The sequence below is a fragment of the Neorhizobium sp. S3-V5DH genome (genome assembly GCF_004343065.1).
Classification (GTDB): Bacteria; Pseudomonadota; Alphaproteobacteria; order Rhizobiales; family Rhizobiaceae; genus Neorhizobium; species Neorhizobium huautlense.
The window spans coordinates 535,106-557,245 of the sequence record NZ_SMCL01000001.1 but is presented as its reverse complement, the minus strand read 5'-3'; the positions used below and the strand labels follow the sequence as shown (position 1 = coordinate 557,245).

The 22,140-nt window shown below is 59.5% G+C and carries 21 protein-coding genes; 7 read left to right on the top strand and 14 right to left on the bottom strand.

Annotated elements, in window-relative coordinates; all coding sequences use genetic code 11:
- Window positions 1-53 precede the first annotated feature (53 nt).
- The 3 genes from EDE09_RS02725 to moaB are packed head-to-tail and all read left to right on the top strand — an operon-like array spanning window position 54 to window position 3,379.
- Window positions 54-1,889 carry a tetratricopeptide repeat protein gene (locus tag EDE09_RS02725; protein WP_132408918.1) on the top strand — a complete coding sequence of 612 codons (1,836 nt, stop codon included), beginning with the start codon at window positions 54-56 and terminating at the stop codon, window positions 1,887-1,889.
- Between the two features lie 21 nt (window positions 1,890-1,910).
- Window positions 1,911-2,825, top strand: a complete 915-nt coding sequence (locus tag EDE09_RS02720; protein ID WP_132408916.1) for a 4-(cytidine 5'-diphospho)-2-C-methyl-D-erythritol kinase — start codon at window positions 1,911-1,913, stop codon at window positions 2,823-2,825.
- Window positions 2,822-3,379, top strand: a complete 558-nt coding sequence (moaB, locus tag EDE09_RS02715; RefSeq protein WP_132408722.1) for a molybdenum cofactor biosynthesis protein B — start codon at window positions 2,822-2,824, stop codon at window positions 3,377-3,379. Before EDE09_RS02720 ends, moaB begins: the two co-directional genes overlap by 4 nt.
- Window positions 3,380-3,399: 20 nt before the next feature.
- Here moaB and EDE09_RS02710 read toward each other — a convergent pair whose 3' ends face one another.
- Window positions 3,400-3,918 carry a glycosyl transferase gene (locus tag EDE09_RS02710; protein WP_105374135.1) on the bottom strand — a complete coding sequence of 173 codons (519 nt, stop codon included), beginning with the start codon at window positions 3,916-3,918 and terminating at the stop codon, window positions 3,400-3,402.
- Window positions 3,919-4,049: 131 nt separating this feature from the next.
- Here EDE09_RS02710 and EDE09_RS02705 point away from each other — a divergent pair, with 131 nt between their 5' ends.
- The gene (locus EDE09_RS02705; protein ID WP_105374134.1) at window positions 4,050-5,207 is read left to right on the top strand and encodes a PA0069 family radical SAM protein; all 1,158 of its coding nucleotides are present in this window, start codon (window positions 4,050-4,052) and stop codon (window positions 5,205-5,207) included.
- A 229-nt stretch (window positions 5,208-5,436) separates the two neighbouring features.
- Entirely contained in the window at window positions 5,437-6,105 is a 669-nt protein-coding gene (locus EDE09_RS02700; RefSeq protein ID WP_105374133.1) for a ribonuclease HII, read from the top strand.
- 30 nt (window positions 6,106-6,135) lie between these two features.
- Here EDE09_RS02700 and EDE09_RS02695 read toward each other — a convergent pair whose 3' ends face one another.
- From EDE09_RS02695 to EDE09_RS02645, 11 genes are all read right to left on the bottom strand, one after another.
- On the bottom strand, window positions 6,136-6,774 hold the full coding sequence (locus EDE09_RS02695; RefSeq protein WP_132408720.1) for a glutathione S-transferase family protein: 639 nt from the start codon (window positions 6,772-6,774) through the stop codon (window positions 6,136-6,138).
- 102 nt (window positions 6,775-6,876) lie between these two features.
- Window positions 6,877-7,362 carry a F0F1 ATP synthase subunit B gene (locus EDE09_RS02690; RefSeq protein WP_132408718.1) on the bottom strand — a complete coding sequence of 162 codons (486 nt, stop codon included), beginning with the start codon at window positions 7,360-7,362 and terminating at the stop codon, window positions 6,877-6,879.
- A gap of 4 nt (window positions 7,363-7,366) precedes the next feature.
- Complete coding sequence (locus EDE09_RS02685) at window positions 7,367-8,017, bottom strand: F0F1 ATP synthase subunit B (protein WP_165924098.1); 651 nt, start codon at window positions 8,015-8,017, stop codon at window positions 7,367-7,369.
- Window positions 8,018-8,098: 81 nt separating this feature from the next.
- A complete protein-coding gene (locus tag EDE09_RS02680) occupies window positions 8,099-8,326 on the bottom strand; it encodes a F0F1 ATP synthase subunit C (RefSeq protein ID WP_037158317.1) in 228 nt (75 codons plus the stop codon).
- Window positions 8,327-8,392: 66 nt separating this feature from the next.
- Window positions 8,393-9,145 carry a F0F1 ATP synthase subunit A gene (locus EDE09_RS02675; protein ID WP_105374129.1) on the bottom strand — a complete coding sequence of 251 codons (753 nt, stop codon included), beginning with the start codon at window positions 9,143-9,145 and terminating at the stop codon, window positions 8,393-8,395.
- 52 nt (window positions 9,146-9,197) lie between these two features.
- A complete protein-coding gene (locus tag EDE09_RS02670; protein WP_105374128.1) occupies window positions 9,198-9,560 on the bottom strand; it encodes an AtpZ/AtpI family protein in 363 nt (120 codons plus the stop codon).
- Window positions 9,561-9,827: 267 nt separating this feature from the next.
- Window positions 9,828-11,000, bottom strand: a complete 1,173-nt coding sequence (locus tag EDE09_RS02665) for a cell wall hydrolase (protein WP_105374127.1) — start codon at window positions 10,998-11,000, stop codon at window positions 9,828-9,830.
- Between the two features lie 136 nt (window positions 11,001-11,136).
- Complete coding sequence (locus tag EDE09_RS02660; protein ID WP_132408714.1) at window positions 11,137-13,038, bottom strand: potassium transporter Kup; 1,902 nt, start codon at window positions 13,036-13,038, stop codon at window positions 11,137-11,139.
- 15 nt (window positions 13,039-13,053) lie between these two features.
- Window positions 13,054-13,995, bottom strand: a complete 942-nt coding sequence (locus EDE09_RS02655) for a magnesium transporter CorA family protein (RefSeq protein WP_132408914.1) — start codon at window positions 13,993-13,995, stop codon at window positions 13,054-13,056.
- Window positions 13,996-14,315: 320 nt separating this feature from the next.
- Window positions 14,316-15,476, bottom strand: a complete 1,161-nt coding sequence (apbC, locus tag EDE09_RS02650; RefSeq protein WP_132408712.1) for an iron-sulfur cluster carrier protein ApbC — start codon at window positions 15,474-15,476, stop codon at window positions 14,316-14,318.
- Window positions 15,477-15,854: 378 nt separating this feature from the next.
- On the bottom strand, window positions 15,855-16,583 hold the full coding sequence (locus EDE09_RS02645; protein WP_132408710.1) for a LuxR family transcriptional regulator: 729 nt from the start codon (window positions 16,581-16,583) through the stop codon (window positions 15,855-15,857).
- A gap of 379 nt (window positions 16,584-16,962) precedes the next feature.
- On the opposite strand from EDE09_RS02645, the gene EDE09_RS02640 reads away from it, so the two are divergent.
- Both EDE09_RS02640 and EDE09_RS02635 read left to right on the top strand, forming a co-directional pair.
- Window positions 16,963-17,844, top strand: a complete 882-nt coding sequence (locus EDE09_RS02640; protein ID WP_132408708.1) for an SMP-30/gluconolactonase/LRE family protein — start codon at window positions 16,963-16,965, stop codon at window positions 17,842-17,844.
- A 199-nt stretch (window positions 17,845-18,043) separates the two neighbouring features.
- On the top strand, window positions 18,044-18,652 hold the full coding sequence (locus EDE09_RS02635; protein WP_105374122.1) for a PRC-barrel domain-containing protein: 609 nt from the start codon (window positions 18,044-18,046) through the stop codon (window positions 18,650-18,652).
- An 84-nt stretch (window positions 18,653-18,736) separates the two neighbouring features.
- Here EDE09_RS02635 and EDE09_RS02630 read toward each other — a convergent pair whose 3' ends face one another.
- Both EDE09_RS02630 and EDE09_RS02625 read right to left on the bottom strand, forming a co-directional pair.
- On the bottom strand, window positions 18,737-20,092 hold the full coding sequence (locus tag EDE09_RS02630; protein WP_112801686.1) for an EAL domain-containing protein: 1,356 nt from the start codon (window positions 20,090-20,092) through the stop codon (window positions 18,737-18,739).
- A gap of 100 nt (window positions 20,093-20,192) precedes the next feature.
- A complete protein-coding gene (locus tag EDE09_RS02625; protein WP_132408706.1) occupies window positions 20,193-21,860 on the bottom strand; it encodes a response regulator in 1,668 nt (555 codons plus the stop codon).
- Window positions 21,861-22,140: the final 280 nt, after the last annotated feature.

Genomic DNA, 22,140 nt, shown 5'->3' with positions numbered 1-22,140 from the left:
CGAACGGCAGCGGCATTTACTGCTGCGCCATGCTCTACACGAAAGGCATCTTCATGCGGCGGACATCCAGCCTTCTTCTGCTTTCCAGTGCGGCAGTCGCGACCCTCCTCCTGTTTGGTGTGGCCGCGAATGCCGCAACCGAGGAACCAAGGCCGACCGCAGCAGAGGTCGTGACCTTCAGCCCCGGCGACGTCCAATCCTTTTCGGGCGCCTTCCTCGCCGCCCGCACTGCGGATGTGGATCATGACTATTCGACTGCCATCACCCTTTACCGCAAGGCGCTCACCTTCGACCCGGCCAACCTGGAAATCCGCGAGCGGCTGATGATCTCGCTGCTGCTCAACGGCGACTTCGACGACGGGCTCCAGGAAGCGGAAGCCCTCAAGAGCGATTCAGCCGTCGAGCGGATCACCAAGATCGTGCGGGGCCTTGACGCGTTGCGCGACAAGAAGTTCGACACGGCCAAAAAAGTCCTCGCCTATGAGGGCCCGAACGATCTCGACCGGTTGACCCATCAGCTACTCCTGGCTTGGGCACAGGTTGGCGCCGGCAAAGGCAAGCAAGCCATATCGAGCGTCAGCAATCTGAAGGGCCCACCGTGGTTCAAGGTCTTCACCGACTACCATCTCGGCGCCATGGCGCTGGTAGCCGGCGACATCGGAACCGCCCGGCAGCATCTCAATACGGCCGTCACCAACAAGGAAGCCGTGGCAACCGCGCCCGACACCTTCATGCGTGCCGTCATGGCGCTCGCGCGCCTGGAAGCAGCCGCCGGCAACAGGCAGAAGGCACTCGACGCGATCGCGGTCGGGGACGGCATGGTTTCCAACTATGCGCCGCTAAAGGCATTGCGGCAGAGCATCGAGAAGGGCGAGAACCCCGAACAGCAGGTGACCAACGCGGCGGAAGGCGCTGCAGGCGTTCTGTTCTCCATTGGCGGTGCATTGAACCGCCAGGGCGCCGAGGACATGGTTTCGCTCTATCTGCAGATATCTCACGCACTTGATCCGAAGAGCGCCGATACGCTGATCCTGCTTGGCGGCATTGCCGAAAAACTGAAGCAGCCCGAGCGCGCCATCCAATTTTATGCAAGCGTGCCGACCGATTCGCCGATGCGGCGGATTTCGGAACTGCAGCTGGGCATAACGCTGTCGGAAACAGGAAAGGTCGATGAGGCCAAGCAGCATCTGAAATCGCTGATCGAATCGGATCCAAGCGATATCCGCAGCTATATCGCCTATGGCAGCGTGCTTTCCGAAGCCAAGGACTACAAAGCCATGGCGGAAACCTACGACAAGGCGATCGGCGTTGTCGGCCCCGTACCGAAGGCCGGCGACTGGACCATCTTCTTCCAGCGGGGCATCGCCTACGAGCGGCTCAAGCAGTGGGACAAGGCCGAGCCGAATTTCCGCAAGGCCCTGGAGCTCAACCCCGAACAACCGCAGGTGCTGAACTATCTCGGTTATTCCCTGGTCGACATGAGCAAGAATCTCGAGGAAGGCCTCGATATGATCCGCAGGGCGGTGGAGGCCCGGCCTGACGACGGCTATATCGTCGATTCGCTCGGGTGGGCCTATTACCGCATGGGCAAATTCGAGGAATCGGTCACCGAGCTCGAGCGCGCAGTGCAGCTTCGTGCGGGCGACGCGACGATCAACGACCATTTGGGCGATGCCTACTGGCGTGTCGGCCGCAAACTGGAAGCGGTCTACCAGTGGAACCGGGCACTGATCTCGGAAGGCGAGGATATCAACCGCGAGCAGATCAAGGCTAAGATCGAGAAGGGTTTGCCACCGCTGGACCCAAATGCCACAACGGCCGACCGCAGCCAGATCGCACCCGTTCCCCCGACCCCACCGGCACCTGCCAATCCCGACAAGAAGTCCTGACGCATCATGTTTGCCGATGGCATGCCTTTTGAAACCGGGTCCACCGAAGAGGCGGGCCTTTTCGAGCTGGCCCCGGCGAAGATCAATCTTGCCTTGCACGTCACGGGACAGCGGTCTGACGGCTATCATCTGCTCGAAACTGTCGTCACCTTTGCCGACGCCGGCGATCGGCTGAAGTTTGCGGCAGCGGAGGGCGACGAATTCACCGCTTCCGGACGATTTGCGCACCTTCTACCCAATCAAGCGGAAGGCACCTATGGGAATCTGGTGCTAAAGGCTCGCGATCTGCTGCGGGAGAAGCTTAGAACAACCGGCTTCACCGCTCCGCCCGTCACAATCCATCTTGAAAAAAACCTGCCCGTCGCTGCCGGGATCGGAGGCGGGTCTGCAGATGCTGCAGCCGCCTTGCGGGGTCTCCTGCGCTTTTGGAAGAGCCCACTGCCGGAACCGGAAATCCAAGCTCTTGCCCTGGCACTTGGCGCCGATGTGCCCATGTGCCTCAAGAGCGAGGCCCTGGTCGCCAAAGGCATAGGCGAAGACATTGCAGCCTTGCCCACCTTGCCGTCGCTCGCCCTCGTGCTCGGCAATCCGTTGGTGGGCGTGTCGACGCCCGACATCTTCGAGCGGCTCACCCGCAAGGAGAATCCACCGATCGGTGCCTTAGAAATGGATTGGATCCCTTTCCTCAAAAGCCTACGCAACGATCTCGAGCCGCCGGCACGCTCGCTGGTGCGCGAAATCGACCAGATCTCCAATATGATCGGCGCAGAAGGCGCCATGCTGACGCGGATGTCCGGTTCAGGCGCCACCTGCTTCGGCATATTTCCTTCCGCCGAGATCGCAGAGAGAGCCGCGGAAAATCTGACCGGCCAAAGGCCGGACTGGTATTTCCAGGCGGTGCAGACCGTTGGCCAGAACGCTGGAAAGACATCATGAGCCGGATCGACGAAACCCGTTCCTTCATTCCGGTCGGCATTGCCGTGCTGACCGTTTCCGACACCCGCACATTGGAAAACGATAAATCGGGCGACACCCTTGCGGCACGCATTGCGGAAGCAGGCCATGAGCTGAAGGCCCGCGCCATCGTGACTGACGACAAGGACAAGATCGCCGCTCAGGTGCGGGAATGGACGCTCGATCCCGAGATCGACGTGGTGATTACCACCGGTGGTACGGGCTTCACCGGTCGTGACGTCACCCCGGAAGCGCTTGAGCCGCTTTTTGAAAAACGCATGGACGGCTTTTCCGAGGTCTTCCACCGCATTTCCTACGACAAGATAGGAACTTCAACAATCCAATCACGCGCGACCGGCGGAGTGGCGAATGCCACCTTCATCTTTGTGCTGCCGGGCTCACCGGGCGCCTGCAAGGACGCCTGGGACGGCATCCTGAAGGCGCAACTCGATTATCGGCACATGCCGTGCAACTTCATCGAGATCATGCCGCGGCTCGACGAGCACCTGAAGCGCGGCGCCTCATCGCAGAAATAGCCGGAGCGGCTCCCGCCCAGCTAATGCACCGCCTTGGCGACCCAGGCGGGAATAATTTCGCTGACGAGCTTGATGGCTTTTTGCCCCTTCGCCAGCGTTTCAAGATCCATGCCTGACTTCGCGAGCGCGATTGCCTGGCGTTTGGGAAAAAGCAGGCCATGTTCCAGCGGAGGAACGGCCCGCCCGATGCGCTTGAAGAACGGCCGCCGGTAAGTCCGAGATGGGGCGAATCGGGCCGGTTGCCTCCCGAGTGCGAGATATTCCATGACCTCATCGATCCAGCCGGTCTGCAATCGGGCGCCGGGCTCCAGCAACAGCAGCCACTCGCCCCGCGCGGACCGCAAAATATCCTTAATGTCCCAATGGGTGTGGAAACGGCAACCGGCGGCATCGGCCACCCGGGAGGTACCATCCCGCGAGCCGTGATCAAGCACCACCACGTCGCTCACGAGCCCTTCCACCGCCGCGGAAACAAGCAGCGAGAGCGTCTGCGCCAGCTCTGATTCCTGATCGCGGCATTCCAAGATGACAGTCAGCATTCCTGACGTTTACCGCATCGCGCCACAAAAAACCAGAAACCTGTCGCCAAATTTTGTTCTTGCAATGTTCTTATTTTGCAGCTAGGAATTTAATCATCAGAAACGGGACGAACACCCGTCAGGAGCACCCCATGAACGAGCTGTCCCATTTGCGGCAGAGCGCTTTGGCGCCTGCTCATACGGCCGATATTGCCGATGCACTGGTAAAGTCCTCCGGTCTCAGGGTCGAAGTGGACCGCAGGCGCGGACGTGGGGCCGGGCTCAATCCGAGCGGCCGCTTCGAGGCAGAACGCCGGGAGGTGTTCGACGACGGGTGGCAGACCATCGAAGAACTCGAACCGTTCAAGACAGAGGTGCAAGTCGAAAAGCCGCGTACTGCAATCACCCGGAATGAATCCCCCGACCTGTCTTTCGACCGCTCGATAAATCCCTATCGTGGCTGCGAGCACGGCTGCATCTATTGCTTCGCGCGGCCGACCCACAGCTATATGGGTCTTTCGCCGGGGCTCGATTTCGAATCGAAACTGTTTGCCAAACCCGACATTCCGAAGCTGCTTGAGCGCGAGCTTAGCAAACCGGATTACAAGGTGCGCGCAATCGCCATCGGCACCAATACCGATCCGTACCAGCCGATCGAGCGAGAATGGCGCATCATGCGGCAGATCCTCGAGGTCCTGAACAAGGCCAATCACCCGGTCGCGATCGTCACCAAGTCGGCACTCATTACACGCGATATCGACATCCTTTCCGAAATGGCTTCGAAAGGGCTCGCCAAGGTCGGCATCTCCGTCACCACGCTGGACCGCAAGCTTGCCCGCACCATGGAGCCGCGCGCCTCGACCCCTCCCAAGCGCCTCTCAGCCATCAAGGCGCTGACCGATGCCGGAATTCCGACAGCGGTCATGGTGGCCCCCGTGATTCCGGCGCTTAACGATCACGAAATCGAGCGGATACTCGAGGCCGGCCATGCGGCAGGCGCGACGGAGGCAAGTTATGTGCTGCTGCGCCTTCCTCTGGAAGTGAGCCCATTGTTTCGCGACTGGCTGCTGCAGAATTATCCCAACCGCTATCGGCATGTGATGTCGCTCGTCCGCTCAATGCGCGGCGGCAAGGATTACGACGCGGAGTTCGGAAAGCGGATGAAGGGAGCCGGGCCTTATGCCTGGCAGATCGGCCGGCGATTTGAAATGGCGACGAAACGGCTTGAAATGGTCCGCCGCGGTCTGCCGCTCCGGGACGATTTGTTCATTCGGCCGGATGGCGGAGGTATTCAGCTTTCGCTGCTTTGAGCCTGGTGTTTCGTCTTCACTGGCCATCTCTCGAAGGCATCAAAGGTGGATAGCGGAATCTTATGGAGCAGGCGTGAGGCCTTCACTGTTGTAATTCTGTTTTCGGCGCTTGCCCGTCCTGTCAAGCGCCGGATTCTCCCCGGTTCCACCGCCGCCCCTCGGTGGATAGCGACGCCGCATCGCCTGCCGGGGGTTGCAGGAGATCGGGTCGACGTGCGAGGTTGCCGCCATGTTGCCTCGCACGTCACCCGATTCTCCGATGCTCTTCGAAGAAGTGCCGGTCGTCCCGGACTTCAGCCTGGAACTTCTGGCGCGGAAAGCCGGCCACTGGCCGGTTGCCGGCACGGACGAGGCCGGGCGGGGACCATTGGCGGGACCAGTCGTTGCCGCGGCGGTGATATTGGACCCGGAGAATATTCCAGACGGCCTCAACGATTCCAAGCAGCTGACGGCTCTGCAGAGGGAAACCCTGTTCGAGGCGATCATGGCAACCGCAGAGGTGTCGATCGCGGCCTCCGGACCGCGCCACATTGACGAACGCAACATCCTTCGAGCGAGCCTAGACGCCATGCGCCGGGCTGTCGCGGGTCTCGCGGTCACGCCCGCCTATGTTCTTGCCGATGGGCGCGACGTGCCGCGCGGCCTCTGCTGTTCCGGCAAGGCGGTCATCCAGGGCGATGCGCGTTCCGTTTCGATCGCGGCGGCATCTATTGTCGCCAAGGTAACCCGCGACCGGATGATGACGCGCGCCCACCATGTCTATCCCGTCTACGGTTTCGCCAACCATGCCGGCTACGCCACCCCGCAGCATCGTGCGGGCATCGAGGCGCATGGCCCCTGCTCACTGCACCGCATGAGTTTCCGTCCGCTCAGGAAGGACGAGTTGCCAGGCACGTAAGGATACACCTTCGGGACTAGCATCCTGCGGTCAGCTCGTCGGGATCGTCGCTCGCATTGAAGCCCTAGAAGAAATCCGGTTCCACCAGGAAGCGAGCGCCGGAACTCCCCTCATCAGGCCGGGAGCGACTGGCGCCTTCATGAAATAATCCATCATCGGCGCCAAATGAAGATCGGCAAGGCTGAGGTCGGATCCGCCTGCCCACGGCCCATCCGTCATCAGATCCTCCAGCGCCTGTAAGCAGATTGGCGCCTTGTCGAGCGCGGTCTGCAGCCGGGAAAAATCCCTCTGTTTGCCACTACGGGGTTTCGAGACCTGCTCCACGTAGATACCCCAGACGAGGGTTGGATAGATATAGCCGTCGGCGATGCTGATGATCTGGTTCATCCGTGCTCGGCTGCGGATATTTACCGGCTGCAGTGCCGGCCCCTCGAAGGCCTCGTCCACATATCTGGTGATGGCGCCGGTCTCATACAGCGTAAAGTCGCCATGCTCGAGCGCCGGAATACGGCCGAATGGGTGCTTTTTCAAATAGGAAGCGGGCGGGCCATCCGCAGCAAAGACGTCGATCGCATCCAGTTCATAAGCGACGCGCTTTTCGGTGAAAGCTAGCCGGGCGCTACGTACATAAACGCTGTAGTCGGCGCCAAACAGTCTGGGCTTTTGCATCGATCCTCCCGGCAGTTCTTATTCGCCTGACAACCCAGCCACAAATAAAAAACCCCCGGAGGCTAGCTTCCAGGGGTTCGTATCTTCCGCAAGATATCGCAATCAGTTCAATCGCGACTGCACCTGGCCGACGGCGTCCTTGAAAAGGGCCTCCTGCGTGGAGGTATCGGCCTTGTTGCCGATGACCCGTTCGGCGGCAGCGATCGCAAGATCGACAGCGGCGGCCCGAACGGCACCGATCGCGTCGGCCTCGGCCTGCCGGATCTTCTGCTCCGAAAGCGCGTTCCGGCGAGCCACAAACTCCTCCGTCTTCTGACGGGCTTCTTCACTCAAGGCAGCGGCTTCGCGTTCGGCAGATGCCACGATGTGAGCGGCTTCCGCTTCGGCTTCCTTGCGCTTGCGCTGATATTCGGCAAGCAGCGCCTGAGCCTCTTCACGCAGACGTTTGGCTTCCTCAAGTTCCTTGCGGATGTTGTCGGCACGCTCATCGAGCGATTTCGCCATCATGCCCGGAACCTTGAGATAGGCGATCAGGGCAAGAAAGAGAACGAGACCGACGAAGGCGAAAAATGTTGCATCGAATGCCATTGTATCAGGCCTCCGTCTTCGCGGCTGCGACTGCAGCCCTGATGTCGTCGCCGGATGCCTTGGCGCCGATCAGCTGATCGACGATGGCAGAGGCGGTTTCTTCGGCAATCTGGCCGACCTGAGCGAAAGCCTGCGCCTTGATCTCCCCGATGCGGGTTTCAGCCACCGAAAGCTTCTGAGCCAGTTCCGTCTCGATCGCGGCGCGGTCGGCCGCAGCCTTGCCCTTGGCTGCTTCGCGAGCGGTCTCTGCAATGGTGTGTGCCTTGGAACGGGCGGCAGCCAGTTCCCTTTCGTAGGTCTCGACAGCGGCGTCGGCTTCAGATTTCAGGCGCGCGGCTTCATCGAGGTCCTGAGCGATCCGGTCGTGGCGGTGTTCGAGAATACCGCCGACGCGCGGAACGATGACCTTCTTCATCAACAGATAGAAGAGGCCGAAAGTGATGACGAGCCAGAGGATCTGCGACGGGAAATAGGTCGCATCAAATGGCGGGAAGGTGCCGCCACCGTGCTCGCCGCCATGGGCGACGCCGGTTTCGGTATGCACTTCGCCAGCCGGTGCGGCATGCGGATCGCCCGCGGGAGCGGCGCCCGGTGCTGCAGGCGTTTCAGGAGCGGCCGGCGCGGTCTGCGCATATGCCGAGGTCACGAACATCATCACCTCCAGGTGTATTCCAAATGCGAAGGATCACGGCGCGCTATCTTGCAAGCGGCCGCGATCCGGATGCCTGGTCAGGTCTTAGACTGCGTAGAGCAGCAGGAGAGCGATGAGCAGCGAGAAGATGCCCAGAGCTTCCGTAACGGCGAAGCCGAATACCAGACGGCCGAACTGGCTGTCAGCGGCAGACGGATTGCGCAGAGCGCCCGAGAGGTAGTTGCCGAAGATGTTGCCGAGGCCAAGAGCCGTACCGGCCATGCCAAAGCAAGCCAGACCTGCACCGATGAACTTTGCTGCTTCCGCTTCCATGAGAAACTCCTTCGAAATGGTTGTTGCGGCTGTAGACTGACGCCTAGGACGCCAATGTCGTTATCCTTAGTGCCCGCCGGGATGGATCGCGTCGTTGAGGTACATGCAAGTCAGCACCGCGAAGACGTAAGCCTGGAGGAAGGCGACAAGGAATTCGAGACCGGTCAGGGCGACGGTCATGATGAGAGGAAGGACGGCTCCGCCGATGCCCAGCGCGCCCATGGTTCCAAGCGAGGCAACGAAGCCCGCGAACACTTTGAGCGTGATATGGCCGGCCAGCATGTTCGCGAAGAGACGAACCGACAGCGAAACCGGGCGGGACAGGAACGAGATGATTTCGATCGACACGACCAGCGGCAGAAGCGCGCCGGGAACGCCGCTTGGCACGAAGAGCTGGAGGAAATGCAGACCGTGCTTGTAGAAGCCGTAGACGAGAACCGTACCGATGACCAGCAGCGCCAGCGCGAAGGTGACGATGATCTGGCTGGTGACGGTGAAGAAATACGGGAACATGCCGAGCAGGTTCGCCGTCAGTACGAACATGAACAGCGAAAAGACCAGCGGAAAGAACTTCATCCCGTGGCTGCCCGCACCTTCGCGCAGCATGCCGGCGATGAATTCGTAGGACATTTCCGCTACCGACTGCGCCCGGCCGGGGATCAGCCCGCGCTGCGAGGTGGAGAAATAAAGGAAGCCGGCTGCGCAAGCCACAGTGGCGACCATAAAGAGGGAGGCATTGGTAAAGGAGAAATCGATGCCGCCGATCTCAATCGGAACGATCTTGCTGATCTGGAACTGATGGATCGGATCGTTTGCCACCGTCTACCTCTTTCATTGCCGGGCCAGCGGCCCAATCTTCCTGCGGGAGGCGTCAGAGACCGCTTCCCTTTCCATTCTCGTCGCCCCGCTTGTGCATGGTCGGCGGCGGAGCCACCATACCTACTGCGCGAAGCACATTCAAAACGCCGGCACAAAAACCCAGAAGAAGAAGGACGATCATCCCCCAGGGCGACGTACCGGCAAAACGGTCGAGCAGAAAACCCAGAATGGCGCCAACGGCGACAGCGGAGATGAACTCGGAGGAGAGCTTGAAACCGAGGGCCATGCCCCTGCGGCTCTCTTCAGATTGCGCGTCCCTCTTCGCCTCTGCCGCGTCTTCAGCCTTCCTGTCCGCGAGTTTTGCAGACAGGCGCTTCCGGCGCTCTTCCAGACCATCGTCCCGGTCATCCGTCATTCACGTCGTCCCTATTCCCAGCTTCCGGGCAACCGGTCCTTGGAACCGGCCGACCGCCAAAAAGTGCAGCCAGCGAGGGATTTCGCGCCTTCAGGCCCGTTTTCAAGTCGCGCGCAACATAGTTTTGAGCGCCCCCATAGTCAAGGCGTCGGCGGCGCTTCGTGCAAGGTTAATTAACCTTGGAAATTCAAATTGTTAGTAGCATTGCAACCGGGAGCGGGCAAAACTGTCGCGGGAATCGCTTCGCATTTGCGAGGCAGAAGACCGTCAGCTCCAGCCGCCGCCATAGGTGCGGTAGAAGACGTGCAGGCCGATGCGGCCAACCTTCTTCATGGTGCGAGCCCAGGCAGGACGCACATAAACTGCGTGATAGTGGGTGGAGGAACCGACTTCCGGAAGCCAGATCTTTCCGGCGGTAACGGCCATCGCCACCTCGCGGGCCATTTTCCAATGGTATTCGGAGCGGATACGATCCTTGATATTGTCGCAGGCGAAGGAGAACTGGCAGCGGTTGCGCCAATCCTCGTTCTGGTAGACGACATCGCATATGGTGCCGGGATAGGCGGGATTGCGAACACGATTGAGGATCACCTGCGCCACCGCGGCTTGGCCGCGGGCTGCTTCGCCGCGCGCTTCGAAGTAGATGCCCGATGCGAGGCATTGCTGTTCGCGGGCGGAAAACGCCGACGGCGGTAACGGCGTTGCGGCCCAAGCATGATCATCGGGCCCGATCGGCGGAATGAACCGTCCCCCTTTCGGCTTTTCCGTCAAGATTGCATCGAAAGGCGATTCTTCGGCGAAGTCGGGCTCCGGCGGCGCATAGGCGGTTGCGAGCACATCAGCCTGCTGGTTGTTGATAAGGCCGGCGATCATCGGCATCAAATCATCTTGCGGCTTCGGCTCTTCCTTCTTCCGGAAATAGAAGGATGCAAGCTCGATTGGCTTCTGCGCCTTGCCGGCTCTGGCAAAGGCGGCGAGTTCATCACGCCCCTCGATCGGCAGAGTGAGCGCGCTCGAGCGCTGAAGGACGGAGCCGGCGGAGAATGCCTTCGGCGGCTGCATCGGTTCGACTGCGACGATGCGGCCCTTCTTCCCTGCCCGATTGACGCGGTCTTCGTCGGGCCGCGGATCTGCGGATTGCTTTTCATCGACCAAGGCAATCTTGCGACCATCCGCGAGCGTAACGCCCGCATTGCCGGAAACGGCGTCCTTCAATCCCGGGAATGCCAGCGACGCCTGGTGAATCGACCCTGCGGGGGAATCTGTCAGGACCATGCGCCATTGATCGGCCCGATCCAGCCCCGTCAGAAGATCGGCCAGATCGCCATGGGCGGGGGCGGACGGAAAGATTAGCCAACAGGCAAGGCCGAAGACAGCCGGGGAAGTCCATGCATCCCGACGGGATGCAGACTTGCGACGCAAAACGCTCTTCGAACGCAAAACCGTAACTCCACAAGGCAAAGACGACCCCGTGAAGATCAATCATTAACCTTGATGAGCGGTTAACGCCGGCAGTCGAAACACCTGCAAACCGGACTGAATTAGGACATTCACATAAATGTCAGCCTGCGGAACGTCAGATGATGACGTGGGAGCCGAGTTCCACCACCCGATTGGCAGGCAGGTGGAAATAATCGGACGGGTCGGTCGCGGTGTTGGCCATGGCGATGAACAGCCGGTCCTGCCACATCGGCATGCCCGACTCCGCATCCGGCACGAGCTTGCGGCGTCCGAGATAGAAAGAGGTGGACATGATGTCGAACTTGAAACCGGTCTTGCGCAGATAAGCAAGCGCTTGCGAGACGTTGTGCGATTGCATGAAGCCGAAACGGAGTTCGATCAGCGTGAAGCGTTCGGACACCTTTTCGATCTTATAGCGCTCTTCCAGCGAAACGCGGGGCTTGTTGCCAGTCACGATCGTCAGGATGACGTTCTTATCGTGCAGGACATGGTTGTGTTTGATGTTGTGCAGCAGAGCCGCCGGAGCGGTTTCCGGATCGCTCGTCAGGAAAATCGCCACGCCCGGCACCAGGACCGGGGCATGATCGCTTTTCTTCTCGACCATCGGAATGAAGGTCGCGAGCGGCACGTCGATGCGGCGGGTCTTCTCGAACAGGATCGCGGTGCCGCGTTTCCAGGTCCACATGATAATGGTGAAGATGATCGCCATCATCACCGGAACCCAGCCGCCATCATGCACTTTCAGTAGGTTTGCCCCGAGGAAGACCAATTCCAGCGCCAGCAATGGTGCCAGGACGCCGATCGCAAGGCTCTGCGGCCATCTCCACTTCAGCCGCACGAATTCGTAGGACATCAGCGTCGTGACGACCATGGCACCGGTTACCGATATGCCATAGGCCGTCGCCAGGGCTTCGGAGCTTTCAAACCCCAGAACCAGCGCGATCACGCCCACCAGAAGCAGTGTGTTGACCGATGGCAAAAAGATCTGACCGGTATTGGTCTCGGAGGTGAAAAGTATCTGCATGCGCGGCAGGTAGCCGAGATGGATTCCCTGGCGCACGAGCGAGAAGGCGCCGGTGATGACCGCCTGGCTGGCGATGATGGTCGCGGCGGTTGCAAGAATGACCACCGGCAGCAGCGCCCATTGCGGGAACATCAGATAGAAGGGATCGGACATGGCCTCGGGCCGCTTGAGCACCAAAGCCCCCTGCCCCAAATAATTGAGCGTGAGAGCCGGGAATACGAGCGTAAACCAGGCCCACTGGATCGGTCTGCGGCCAAAGTGACCAAGGTCGGCATAAAGCGCCTCGGCACCGGTGACGGTTAGGAAAACCGCGCCCAGCACGACAATGCCGACAAAACCTTCGTGCAGCATGAATTGGACGGCATACCAGGGATTGAAGGCGGCCAGGATGCCGTAGTCGTCGGAAATATGGGCGATACCGCCCGCTCCCATGACCAGGAACCAGACGGCGGTGATCGGACCGAAGAAGCGGGAAACCAGTCCCGTGCCCTTCGACTGGATCGCGAAGAGCCCGATCAGAATGCCGACAGAGATCGGCAGCACAGCGCTGTCCAAAGCCGGGGTCACGAGTTTCAATCCTTCGACCGCCGACAGAACCGACAGCGCCGGCGTGATGATCGCGTCACCTAGAAAGAGTGCCGCGCCGATCAGCCCGAGCAGCATCAGGAACGCCCTGTGGCCGTTGGCTGATTTCGTGAGGAGCGCCAACAGCGACAGAGTGCCGCCTTCGCCGTCGTTGTCCGCCCGCAGCAGGAAGAGCACGTATTTGAGCGTGACGATGATGGTCAGCGTCCAGATCATCAGAGAGATCAGACCGATGATCTCCACTTCGGTGACGCCGTCATGGGAAATGGGTTTCAAAGCCTCACGGAAAGCGTAGAGAGGACTGGTGCCGATGTCGCCATAAACGACGCCGACGGAGCCGAGTGCGAGTGCAAACAGGCCTTGAACCTTGGTGGTTTCGGCAGCGGAATGTTCAGCAGGATGGCCCATGGGACGTCTGGCTTGCTACAGCCAGCCTTTCCAGCGGAAAATGAAAAAAGGGACGATGGCAGAGAGGATCATCGTTAAGATCGCCAGCGGATATCCGAGGTGCCAATCGAGTTCCGGCATGAAATGAAAATTCATGCCGTAGATGGAAGCGACCAGCGTCGGCGGCAGGAATACCACCGAAGCGATCGAGAAGATCTTGATAATCGAATTCTGCTCGACGTTGATCAGGCCAAGCGAAGCGTCAAGCAGGAAGGCGATATTGCCTGCAACGAAGGCCGCATGCTCGGACAGGGTTTCAACATCATGAGCTACGGTGGCGCAGAGGCTGCCGTCGCTCTTGTCTTCATGCATGAACGGCACGTTCCTCAGGAAGGTCAAGAGTCGCGAAAGGGAGCCCAGGCTGTCCCTTACCTTTCCGACCAGCCGATGACATTCGGCAATCTCTGCCAGTTTTCGCTCGAGGAATTGCGGCGGGCGCCGCTTACCGCGATCCCGGAAGATGTCCGTGGACAAGGTATCGACCCGATCCACGGCATTCTCCAGGATTTCCGCAGTGCGGTCCGCAATGGTTTCGAGAAGCCTCGCAAGCAGGGTTGTGCCGTCGCGCGCCTTGTCGGGAATACGGCCGAGCGCGGCGATAAAGAGCTGAAAGCTCTTTGGATCAGCGTAGCGGACCGTAATAAGCCGGTTGCCGGACAATATGAAGGCTACGTCGGTGAGCTCCGGATTCGTTCGGTCTGCATGCCAGACGAGCGAAGCAGTCATAAAAGCGGAGCTGCCCTCGATATAGAGCCTGCTCGAGGGCTCGATGTCCTTCAGATCGTCGCGGGTAGGTATTTGAACGCCGACCAGGCTCTCGACATAGGCATCCTCCTGAGGTGTCGGTTCGATCAAATCGATCCAGACAATATCGTCGGAGAGCTGGCGCTGCGCCTCAACTGGCGCAAGCGTCTTCATCGACCCATTGGCACTATAGGCATTGATCAAACGTGGTCTCCGACCGAAACCCTCGGCCTTAAAGAGAAGCGGATTTGCCGGTTCCCAGATCCGTGGCCATCAACGACCCCGGCGGGACGCGCCTATAAAGACAGCCATAGTCAAAATCAAGAGGTACCGAACTCCCGATGTGGCGCCGCAACATGACTCCGGCGCATCGGATATTCAAGAGGAGGCGGCAAGGCGAGCCTTTCATGACCCGCATCAAAGCCTTGGCGGGCGCGCAACGACCGCAAGCCCCGCTCAAAGTCAAAGCGTGTTGGGAAAACCTTTGCGTCAAACTACTCAAAGACGATGGCAGGAGCCTGCCGCGGCGTGCGTCCGCCCAGTTCCGCCCACACCTTGGCGGCGATATCTCGATAGATCCTGGCCGAGGCGCCTTCCGGATCGGAGACTACCACTGGCGTACCAGCGTCTGAGCGCTCGCGGATGTCGATCGTCAGCGGCACCTCACCAAGGAAGGGGACGCCGATACGCTCTGCCTCTGCGCGCGCGCCGCCATGGCCGAAAATGTCATAACGCTTGCCGGTGTCGGGGGCCAGAAAGTAGCTCATGTTCTCGACGATGCCGAGCAGCGGCACCTCAACCTTCCGGAACATGGTAATGGCCTTGCGGGCGTCGATGAGGGCCAGATCCTGCGGCGTCGAAACGACGACCGCACCTGCCAACGGCACCTGCTGGGCCATGGTGAGTTGAGCATCGCCGGTGCCGGGGGGCATATCCACGACGAGAACATCCAGATCGCCCCAAGCCACCTCCCGCAGCATCTGCATCAGCGCCGACTGAACCATCGGTCCGCGCCAGATCATCGCCGTCTCTTCATCGACGAGAAAACCCATGGACATGGCTTTCAGGCCATAGTTCTCCATCGGCCTGATGATGCGGTTCTCGATCTGTTGGGGACGCCCCGATATCTTGAGGAGCCTCGGCACCGAAGGACCGTAGATGTCCGCGTCTAAGATACCGACCTTGAGCCCGTTCGCCTGAAGTCCGAGGGCAAGATTGACAGCCGTTGTGGATTTGCCGACGCCACCCTTGCCGGATGCGACCGCGATGATGGCACCGACACCGGGCACGCCAGCCTTCTCGCGCTGCGGAGGGTGGGCGTGGCCATGGCTATGGTCATGTGCCGGTCCGGCAGCGGCAGTCCGAGGCGGAACCGGTTGGGGAGGCGGCGCGGGCGAGCCCGCCTTTCGATCAGCCGTGAGCGTCACCAGCGCACCCTTGATCCCAGGCATGGCTTTGACGCTGCGTTCGGCCGCGACGCGTAGCGGTTCAAGTTCGTGCGCCCGTTCCGCCGGCACCGTAATGGAGAAATAGACCTTGTTGTCGGAAATAAAGACGTCCGAGACCATGCCGCGTGAGACGATATCGCCTTCCAAATCCGGCCCGCGAACTTTGGCCAGCACCGCCAGCACTTCTTCCTTCGTCACCTCGGACATAGCCCTCAAGACTCCTGCTTTCGTTAGAGCAGCATTCACCCGGTTAACAGGTCAGCCGCATCCGGCGATATATAGGAGTTCAATATTGTTGAGGGCAAGGAAAGAAGCGACCACCGTTCGACCGGCGGCCATATGGCGCACAGACCGAACGGTGGCTTTTCTTGTCACGCCTCTTGGGGCGCTTTTACAGTCCCCTCTGGACCTGCCACTAGAGAAGCACGAAACGTGCCACTCGGGAAGATGCTCCCTTTTATTGAGCTTTTCCAACAGCTCTTGACTATTGGCGCCGCCGCGACGCAGCAATTCCAGGATTGGCCGGCCTTTAACGGCGCCAAATGATTAAGCAACGATGAAATAGTGTGCAATGCAGCACGCGCTTTATTTGATCAAGCCGATCCGCAACGCCTTGGCAACGGCCTGAGTGCGGTTAACCGTATCCAATTTCTTCGCGGCGCGGTTGAGATAGTGGTTCACGGTGTGCTCCGACAACCCCAAAATTTCCGCGATCTCCGCGCTGGTCTTGCCGGCAGCCGTCCAGTTGAGGCAATCGATCTCTCGTTCGGTCAGGACATCCGTGGCGCGTACGTCCAGATTGCGGATCTCCGCCAGCCGCTCGAACACATGGATGGAGATATACATCAACTCCATCATCTGCTGCCGGTTGAAGAGCGGACCTTCACCGGCGAACGAAACCGCAGCCCGAATGCCCGAGGCGTCGTGGACGGGGAAATAGGCGCCGCGCATCAGGCCGAACCTCCCGAAAATATTTCGGATCAACGGCCCCCTGTCGGAACTTACACTCTCCAAATCGAAGGTGAAAGGCAGGGTCGAACTGCGGAGCCTGCGAAGAACGGGGCTGGACTGCAGCAAACCTTCCCTGTCGAAATGAGATATCAGTTCGGCCGGCCAGTTCGTGATGATTGTGTTGCTGGACAGCTCGAGTGACGTCGCATGAGGAAGATTGACGACCATGAAGGTGCGGCAACCGTAATATTCCGTCACCCGCTTCATGAAGCGAAATACATCGAACTGGGTCTTGAGAGCCGCGATCTCCTCGACGTTTCCATCGAAAACCCAGGCCTCGGCAACTTTCTCGGTCTTGGACATCACTTACTTCTTTGCTCGGCCGCTCATCTGAGCAAATGCTGGCATCCCAACTGGATTCACACCGACGGACCGTTCGTATGGAGAGTATTGCGCAACCGGCCGAAGTCCGCGTGGAAGCTGCCTGGTCGTCGTCGCGACATCCCAAGAGCCATTCCACTCATGACAGGGCTTTACCTTCGATCGGCCGATGCTTTCAAGTCTTTACTAATAAACATTTCCAAAAATGATGACATCTGCTCGGGTTTAATGTCTTCTTGCACGGTTCCAACCCCTTGTCAGGAGATAATTATTGGGGATCAAATTAGCTATGCTCAGAGTTTGCGGACTCATGTCGCAATGATACAGAGTAATTACCTCTGACTGCAATTGGAGATTTTGTATGACCACCACTTACAATTTTGAAGGACGGATCCTCTCCCCCTCTCTCTGCTCACTTGGAGAAGGGCCGGCCTTCGAAGCAGCAACTGAGACGCTCTGGTGGTTCGACATCCTCGGCAAGGCACTTCATCAGCTGCATCTGCCGACGGCACGTGAAAGCGTGCATCCCCTGCCGTTCATGGGAAGCGTTCTCGCGCCCATCGATGCGGACCGACAACTCCTGGCAAGCGACAAAGGGCTCTTCATTCGGGACCGAGCCACGGGCGAGCTCTCCCTTTACCGGGAGCTGGAGCCGGAAAAACCCGGAAACCGTTCGAACGACGGCCGAGTGCATCCTTCAGGAAGCCTGTGGATCGGTACGATGGGGAAAAAGTCCGAGGACGGCGCCGGCGCAATCTATCATGTGGCCCAAGGCGTGATCACCAAGATCTTCGACAGTATCAGCATCCCGAATTCGATCTGCTTCTCGCCGGACGGGGCAATCGGCTACTATGTCGACACACGGGTAAACAGGCTGATGCGGGTTCCACTCGACCCGCAGACTGGCCGGCCCAATGGCGAGCCGTCCATACTGGTGGACCAGAATGGTCGGCCGGGCGGGATTGACGGCTCGATCTGCGCGAGCGACGGAACGATCTGGAACGCCCGGTGGGGTGAAGGGGCGGTCGACCACTATGACGCCAAGGGAACGCATCTTTCCCGGCACCTCTTGCCGGCTCGCCGGACGACGTGTCCGGTGTATATCGGCGACGGACGCCTTGCGGTCACCTCGGCATGGGAAGGACTTGACGAAGCGGCCCGTGCGGCAGACCCGCTGGCCGGATCGCTGTTTGAGATCGCAGCGCCCATCCACTGCGGTGCTGAGCCCGCCTATCGCCTTTGATCGGCAAAAAACGCGAGTATTTCAAACTACGCAGCTCGAAAAATGTTCCGGAAAAATCGCCTAATATTTCAGGGGGATAATCCGGAACTATTCGCTTGTCATAACATTTCCCTCTCGAACCGACGCGGACAAGGATGACTCCGGCCCGGAGAACCGCGCGTTCGAACAGATAACCTTAGCAGGAGAAGGTAGGAACGTTATGAAAAAGACCATGAACATGATGGCCGCGGCAGTTCTTTTGGCCTCAACCGCCATTGCTCCCGCATACGCCCAGACGCAGCCCGCTACACCAGCACCCCCGGCTCCGGCAGCGCCTGCCGCTCCGGCTGACCCAGCCGCAAAGCCGGCAGATAGTGCTGCAACACCAGCTCCGAAGACCGGAAGCGACTCGGCTGCCGCTTCAGGAAGCTATCTGACGGAACAAGCCGAAACCCAGATCAGCGCCAATGACTACATCGGCAAGCCGGTTTACAATGCCGAAGACAAGAGCATCGGCGACGTGAACGATCTGATCATGGAAGAAGATGGCGGCATCGTTGCTGCCGTGATCGGCGTCGGCGGCTTCCTCGGCATCGGCGAAAAAGATGTTGCCGTACCAATGGAAAAGCTCACGATGACGCGCGATGCGGAAAACAACAACGAGGTTCGCCTCACAACCACGGAAACCGCCGAAGCACTGCAGGCGGCTCCCGAGTTTAAGACTCTGAAGGACAAACAGGCTGAAACCGATGCAACGACCACGTCGTCCACCGGTACTCAAATGCCCGCAACCGGCGGCACCAACCCGCCGGCCGCTCCGAGCAAATAACACGGTTCAGGCCACATAGGTCATCACTGAAAACGGGCGGCACCCCATGTGCCGCCTTTTTTTACAGCAACAACGCGTAGCGCCTCAAATCCGTTCAATGGTGACGAATTCGCGGAAGTGGTCGTTCAGATAACGCAACGTCGCCGCGCCGTCCGCCGGCCTTCCGTAGTAGTAGCCCTGGCCCATGCCGCAGCCGAGCTCCCTTAGCTTGTCGGCGTCGGCGCTCGTTTCGATACCCTCGGCCACCACCTGCAGATCGAGCCCTTCGCACATGGCGATGATCGCCTTGACGATATGTTCCGAAGCGCGGTCGGTGGTGATGCGGGAGACGAAAGCGCGGTCGATCTTCACCTTGTCGAAGGTAAAGTCGCGCAGCCGGCCAAGGCTCGATTGACCGGTACCGAAATCATCAAGGGAAATGCGAACGCCCTGATGCCTGAGGTCTGTAATGATCCGTTGTGCCGTATCGGCCGAGGTCATCACAGCCGTTTCGGTAATTTCCAGCTCCAAACGGTAAGGATCGAGGCCGACGCGGGCAAGCGCCGACAGAATAGTGTCGGTGGTGCCGGGGTCCATCAGCTGCGCGGAAGACAGGTTGAAGGACAGGAATAATTCTCGCGGCCATGAGAGCGCAGCCTCGGCAGCCTTGCGCAGCAACGTTTCAGAAAGCGCGTCAATAAAACCGCGCTCCTCGGCCAGAGGTACGAAGACAGCGGGTGAGACAGGGCCCAGATCCGCATCGATCCAGCGCGCAAGCGCCTCGAAACCGACGATACCGCCGTCCTTGATACGCACGATCGGCTGGAAGTGCACATCCACCGCGTCGGCGATAATGGCATTGCGTAGCGCCTGTTCGAGCTGTGTCGCTCGCTTCATTTCCTGGGCAATTTCGCGTGAATAGACGGTAATCTGGCCCCGCCCGCGCCGTTTGGAGCGGTAAAGGGCCGTCTCCGCGCTTTTCAGCAGTTCCTCAAAGTCTTCTCCGGCAAAAGGATAGATGGCGAAACCGAAGGATGCGGAGAGGCGCACGTTGCGGTCGCCCAGATCGTAGGGAGCGGAAAGCACATCCTTGATCATTTGTCCGACACGTTCGGCACTGTTCCGTTCGAACACAAGCGGCAAGACGAAGGCAAATTCGTCTCCGTCATGCCGCGTTACGGTCGCGCCGTCGGGGATGCACGCTTTCAAGCGGTGAGCGACCTGACAGAGAATTTCGTCGCCTGCCTCGGCGCCGAACAGGTCGTTGATCGGCTTGAAGCCATCGAGATTGGCAATGCAGACCGTAAAGGGCGCGGGATCTTGCGCACGTTCGGCTGCCAGCAGACGCACCTTGTCGCGCAGGCGGTATCGGTTTCCCAGACCCGTGAGTGGGTCGCTATAGGCCATTGCCTGCAGCTCATTCTGGCTGACCTGCGGCAACGGGTTTCCCGCCGGCTTCATGAACAATCCCATTACGCTTCACAAACGCAAGCAGGATGGGCGAAAAAGATTAAAAAATCATGCGTCGATCTTAACATATGTCAAGGAGCCTATTAATCGTCTAGGCGAAGGACCTTTTCATCGTCGCACCCAGGTAGCCTTCAAAAACGGCCTCGAGCGCCTCCGGGCTGATTGGTTTCAGGATCACGTCATTCATGCCGGACGCGAAACAATGATCCCGGTCCCGGTCGAAGGCAAAGGCAAGCACACCGATAATCGGAACGGAATTGTCGATCGTTTCCAAAGCGCGGATGCGGGCGCTTGCCTCGAAGCCGTTGAGCTTCGGAAGCGTGACGTCCATCAGGATGAGCCGCGGGGCATGTTGCTGCCACAGCCGAACCGCCTCTTCTCCGTCAGCCGCGATCGCATAACGATAGCCGAGGCCTTCCAGTATCTGCGAGAAGACGATCTGATTTACATCGTTGTCTTCTGCGACGACGATATCGATGTCCGTACCTTCCGCACGGGAATCGAAAGTTATCTGCGGATTTTCGCAGTCGACACCGCGATCTTCTTTGTCTTCAAGCGCGTCATCAACGGCTGCAGCGAGCTCCTGCACCATACCATCGGCATCCATCGTGATGGTGGCTATGCCATAGTCGCCAGCAATCTCCAGGCATTGGACAGGCATGTCGGCGTCCAGAACGATGAGATCAACACCGACCCCGGCCTCTCCGGCAAGGCGCAGGAAAAGGGCAAGTTCCTCTGCGCTCGACACGGACGAGATGTCGAGCCGGAGAGTTGCAAGGATCGACAGCGCTTGCTGTTCCGTCCCCGGATGGGCGGAGACGACCAGCACCTTATGGCCAGATACACCCTTCTCGGCGACCTCCGGCTCCGGATTCGATTGACCCTTGGAGAGGTTGAGCGAGGAAGAGATCAGGTCGACAGGATCGACATGCGAGGGCACCGGTCCGCTCTCGCTATGCGTTTCAACCCGGGCCGTGACATCTTCCATCGCTGTGACAAGGTAATAGCGGCCTGGTTTACCGATCCGGTATTTGCTGGCACTGATGACGATTTCGGCGCCATCCCGCCGCTTTACCCGTTCCGCAATCTGTACGGGTTCCCCGGTCTCGAAAAGTTGCCGGTTGACCTCCGCGAGCCGCTTTTCCAGTTCGGGCGGATGAATGTCTGATCCCTTGCGGCCCAGCATCGCCTCTGGCGGCAGGTCGAAGAACCGGCAGGCCGCCTTGTTGACGGCAACGAAGGTGAGGTTCCTGTCCTTGACAGTGATGGGGAACGGGAGATTGTCGAGCACTTCTTCGGTAATCTGGACCCGTTCCATATCACCGCGCCATTGCTCCTCCCGCTTCTTGTGGTCGGACACGTCCTTGATGACGCACACGCCGTAACCGGAGGGAAGGCGGCGTCTTGAAAGGCTCAGCCATCGGTCCATGCCCCGGCGCTCCAATGCGTCGGTGCGCTCCTTCCATAGAGTGGCAATCTGTTCGGCGATCCAGTCGTCGCGATTCAACGTCCGGCGCGAACCGGTTCCGTCGGTGGAAAAGCGCCCACCGCTGTCGTAAACGGCGCCAAGCAGGTCTCGAAGGCGGGTGCCGGGCGCAAGAAAACTCTTGGGGACGGAGAGAAGACTAAATAAGTGCTGACTTGCAAAAACGATTACGTCATTTTTGTCATAAATGAAAACGCCGCCCGAAATGCCTTCGGATATCACTTCGAGCATGGCAGTTTGAATGTTCGCGTCCGCGGACCACAAATCATTCATAGGATGAAACTCCCTGTATGCTTTTCGGACACGGGGTAAAGCCGGCCGTTATGCCGATTGTTTCCCTCTCGGCCAAATTCCTTCTAGTTTCAGTCGTGTAGGGTCGGGAACATGCTGGTTCCAAGTCTTCAACGGGTGATCCGGCCTTTTATGGCGGCGCCCAGCGAACCGCCATCCTGATCACCTGCGGGGAGCGGGCGCTCCTCCGGTTTCATCCAGTTTTAATACCGGTCAAATTATCGACTTTGTCTTAAGGCGCAATTAATGAACGACCCTGCGC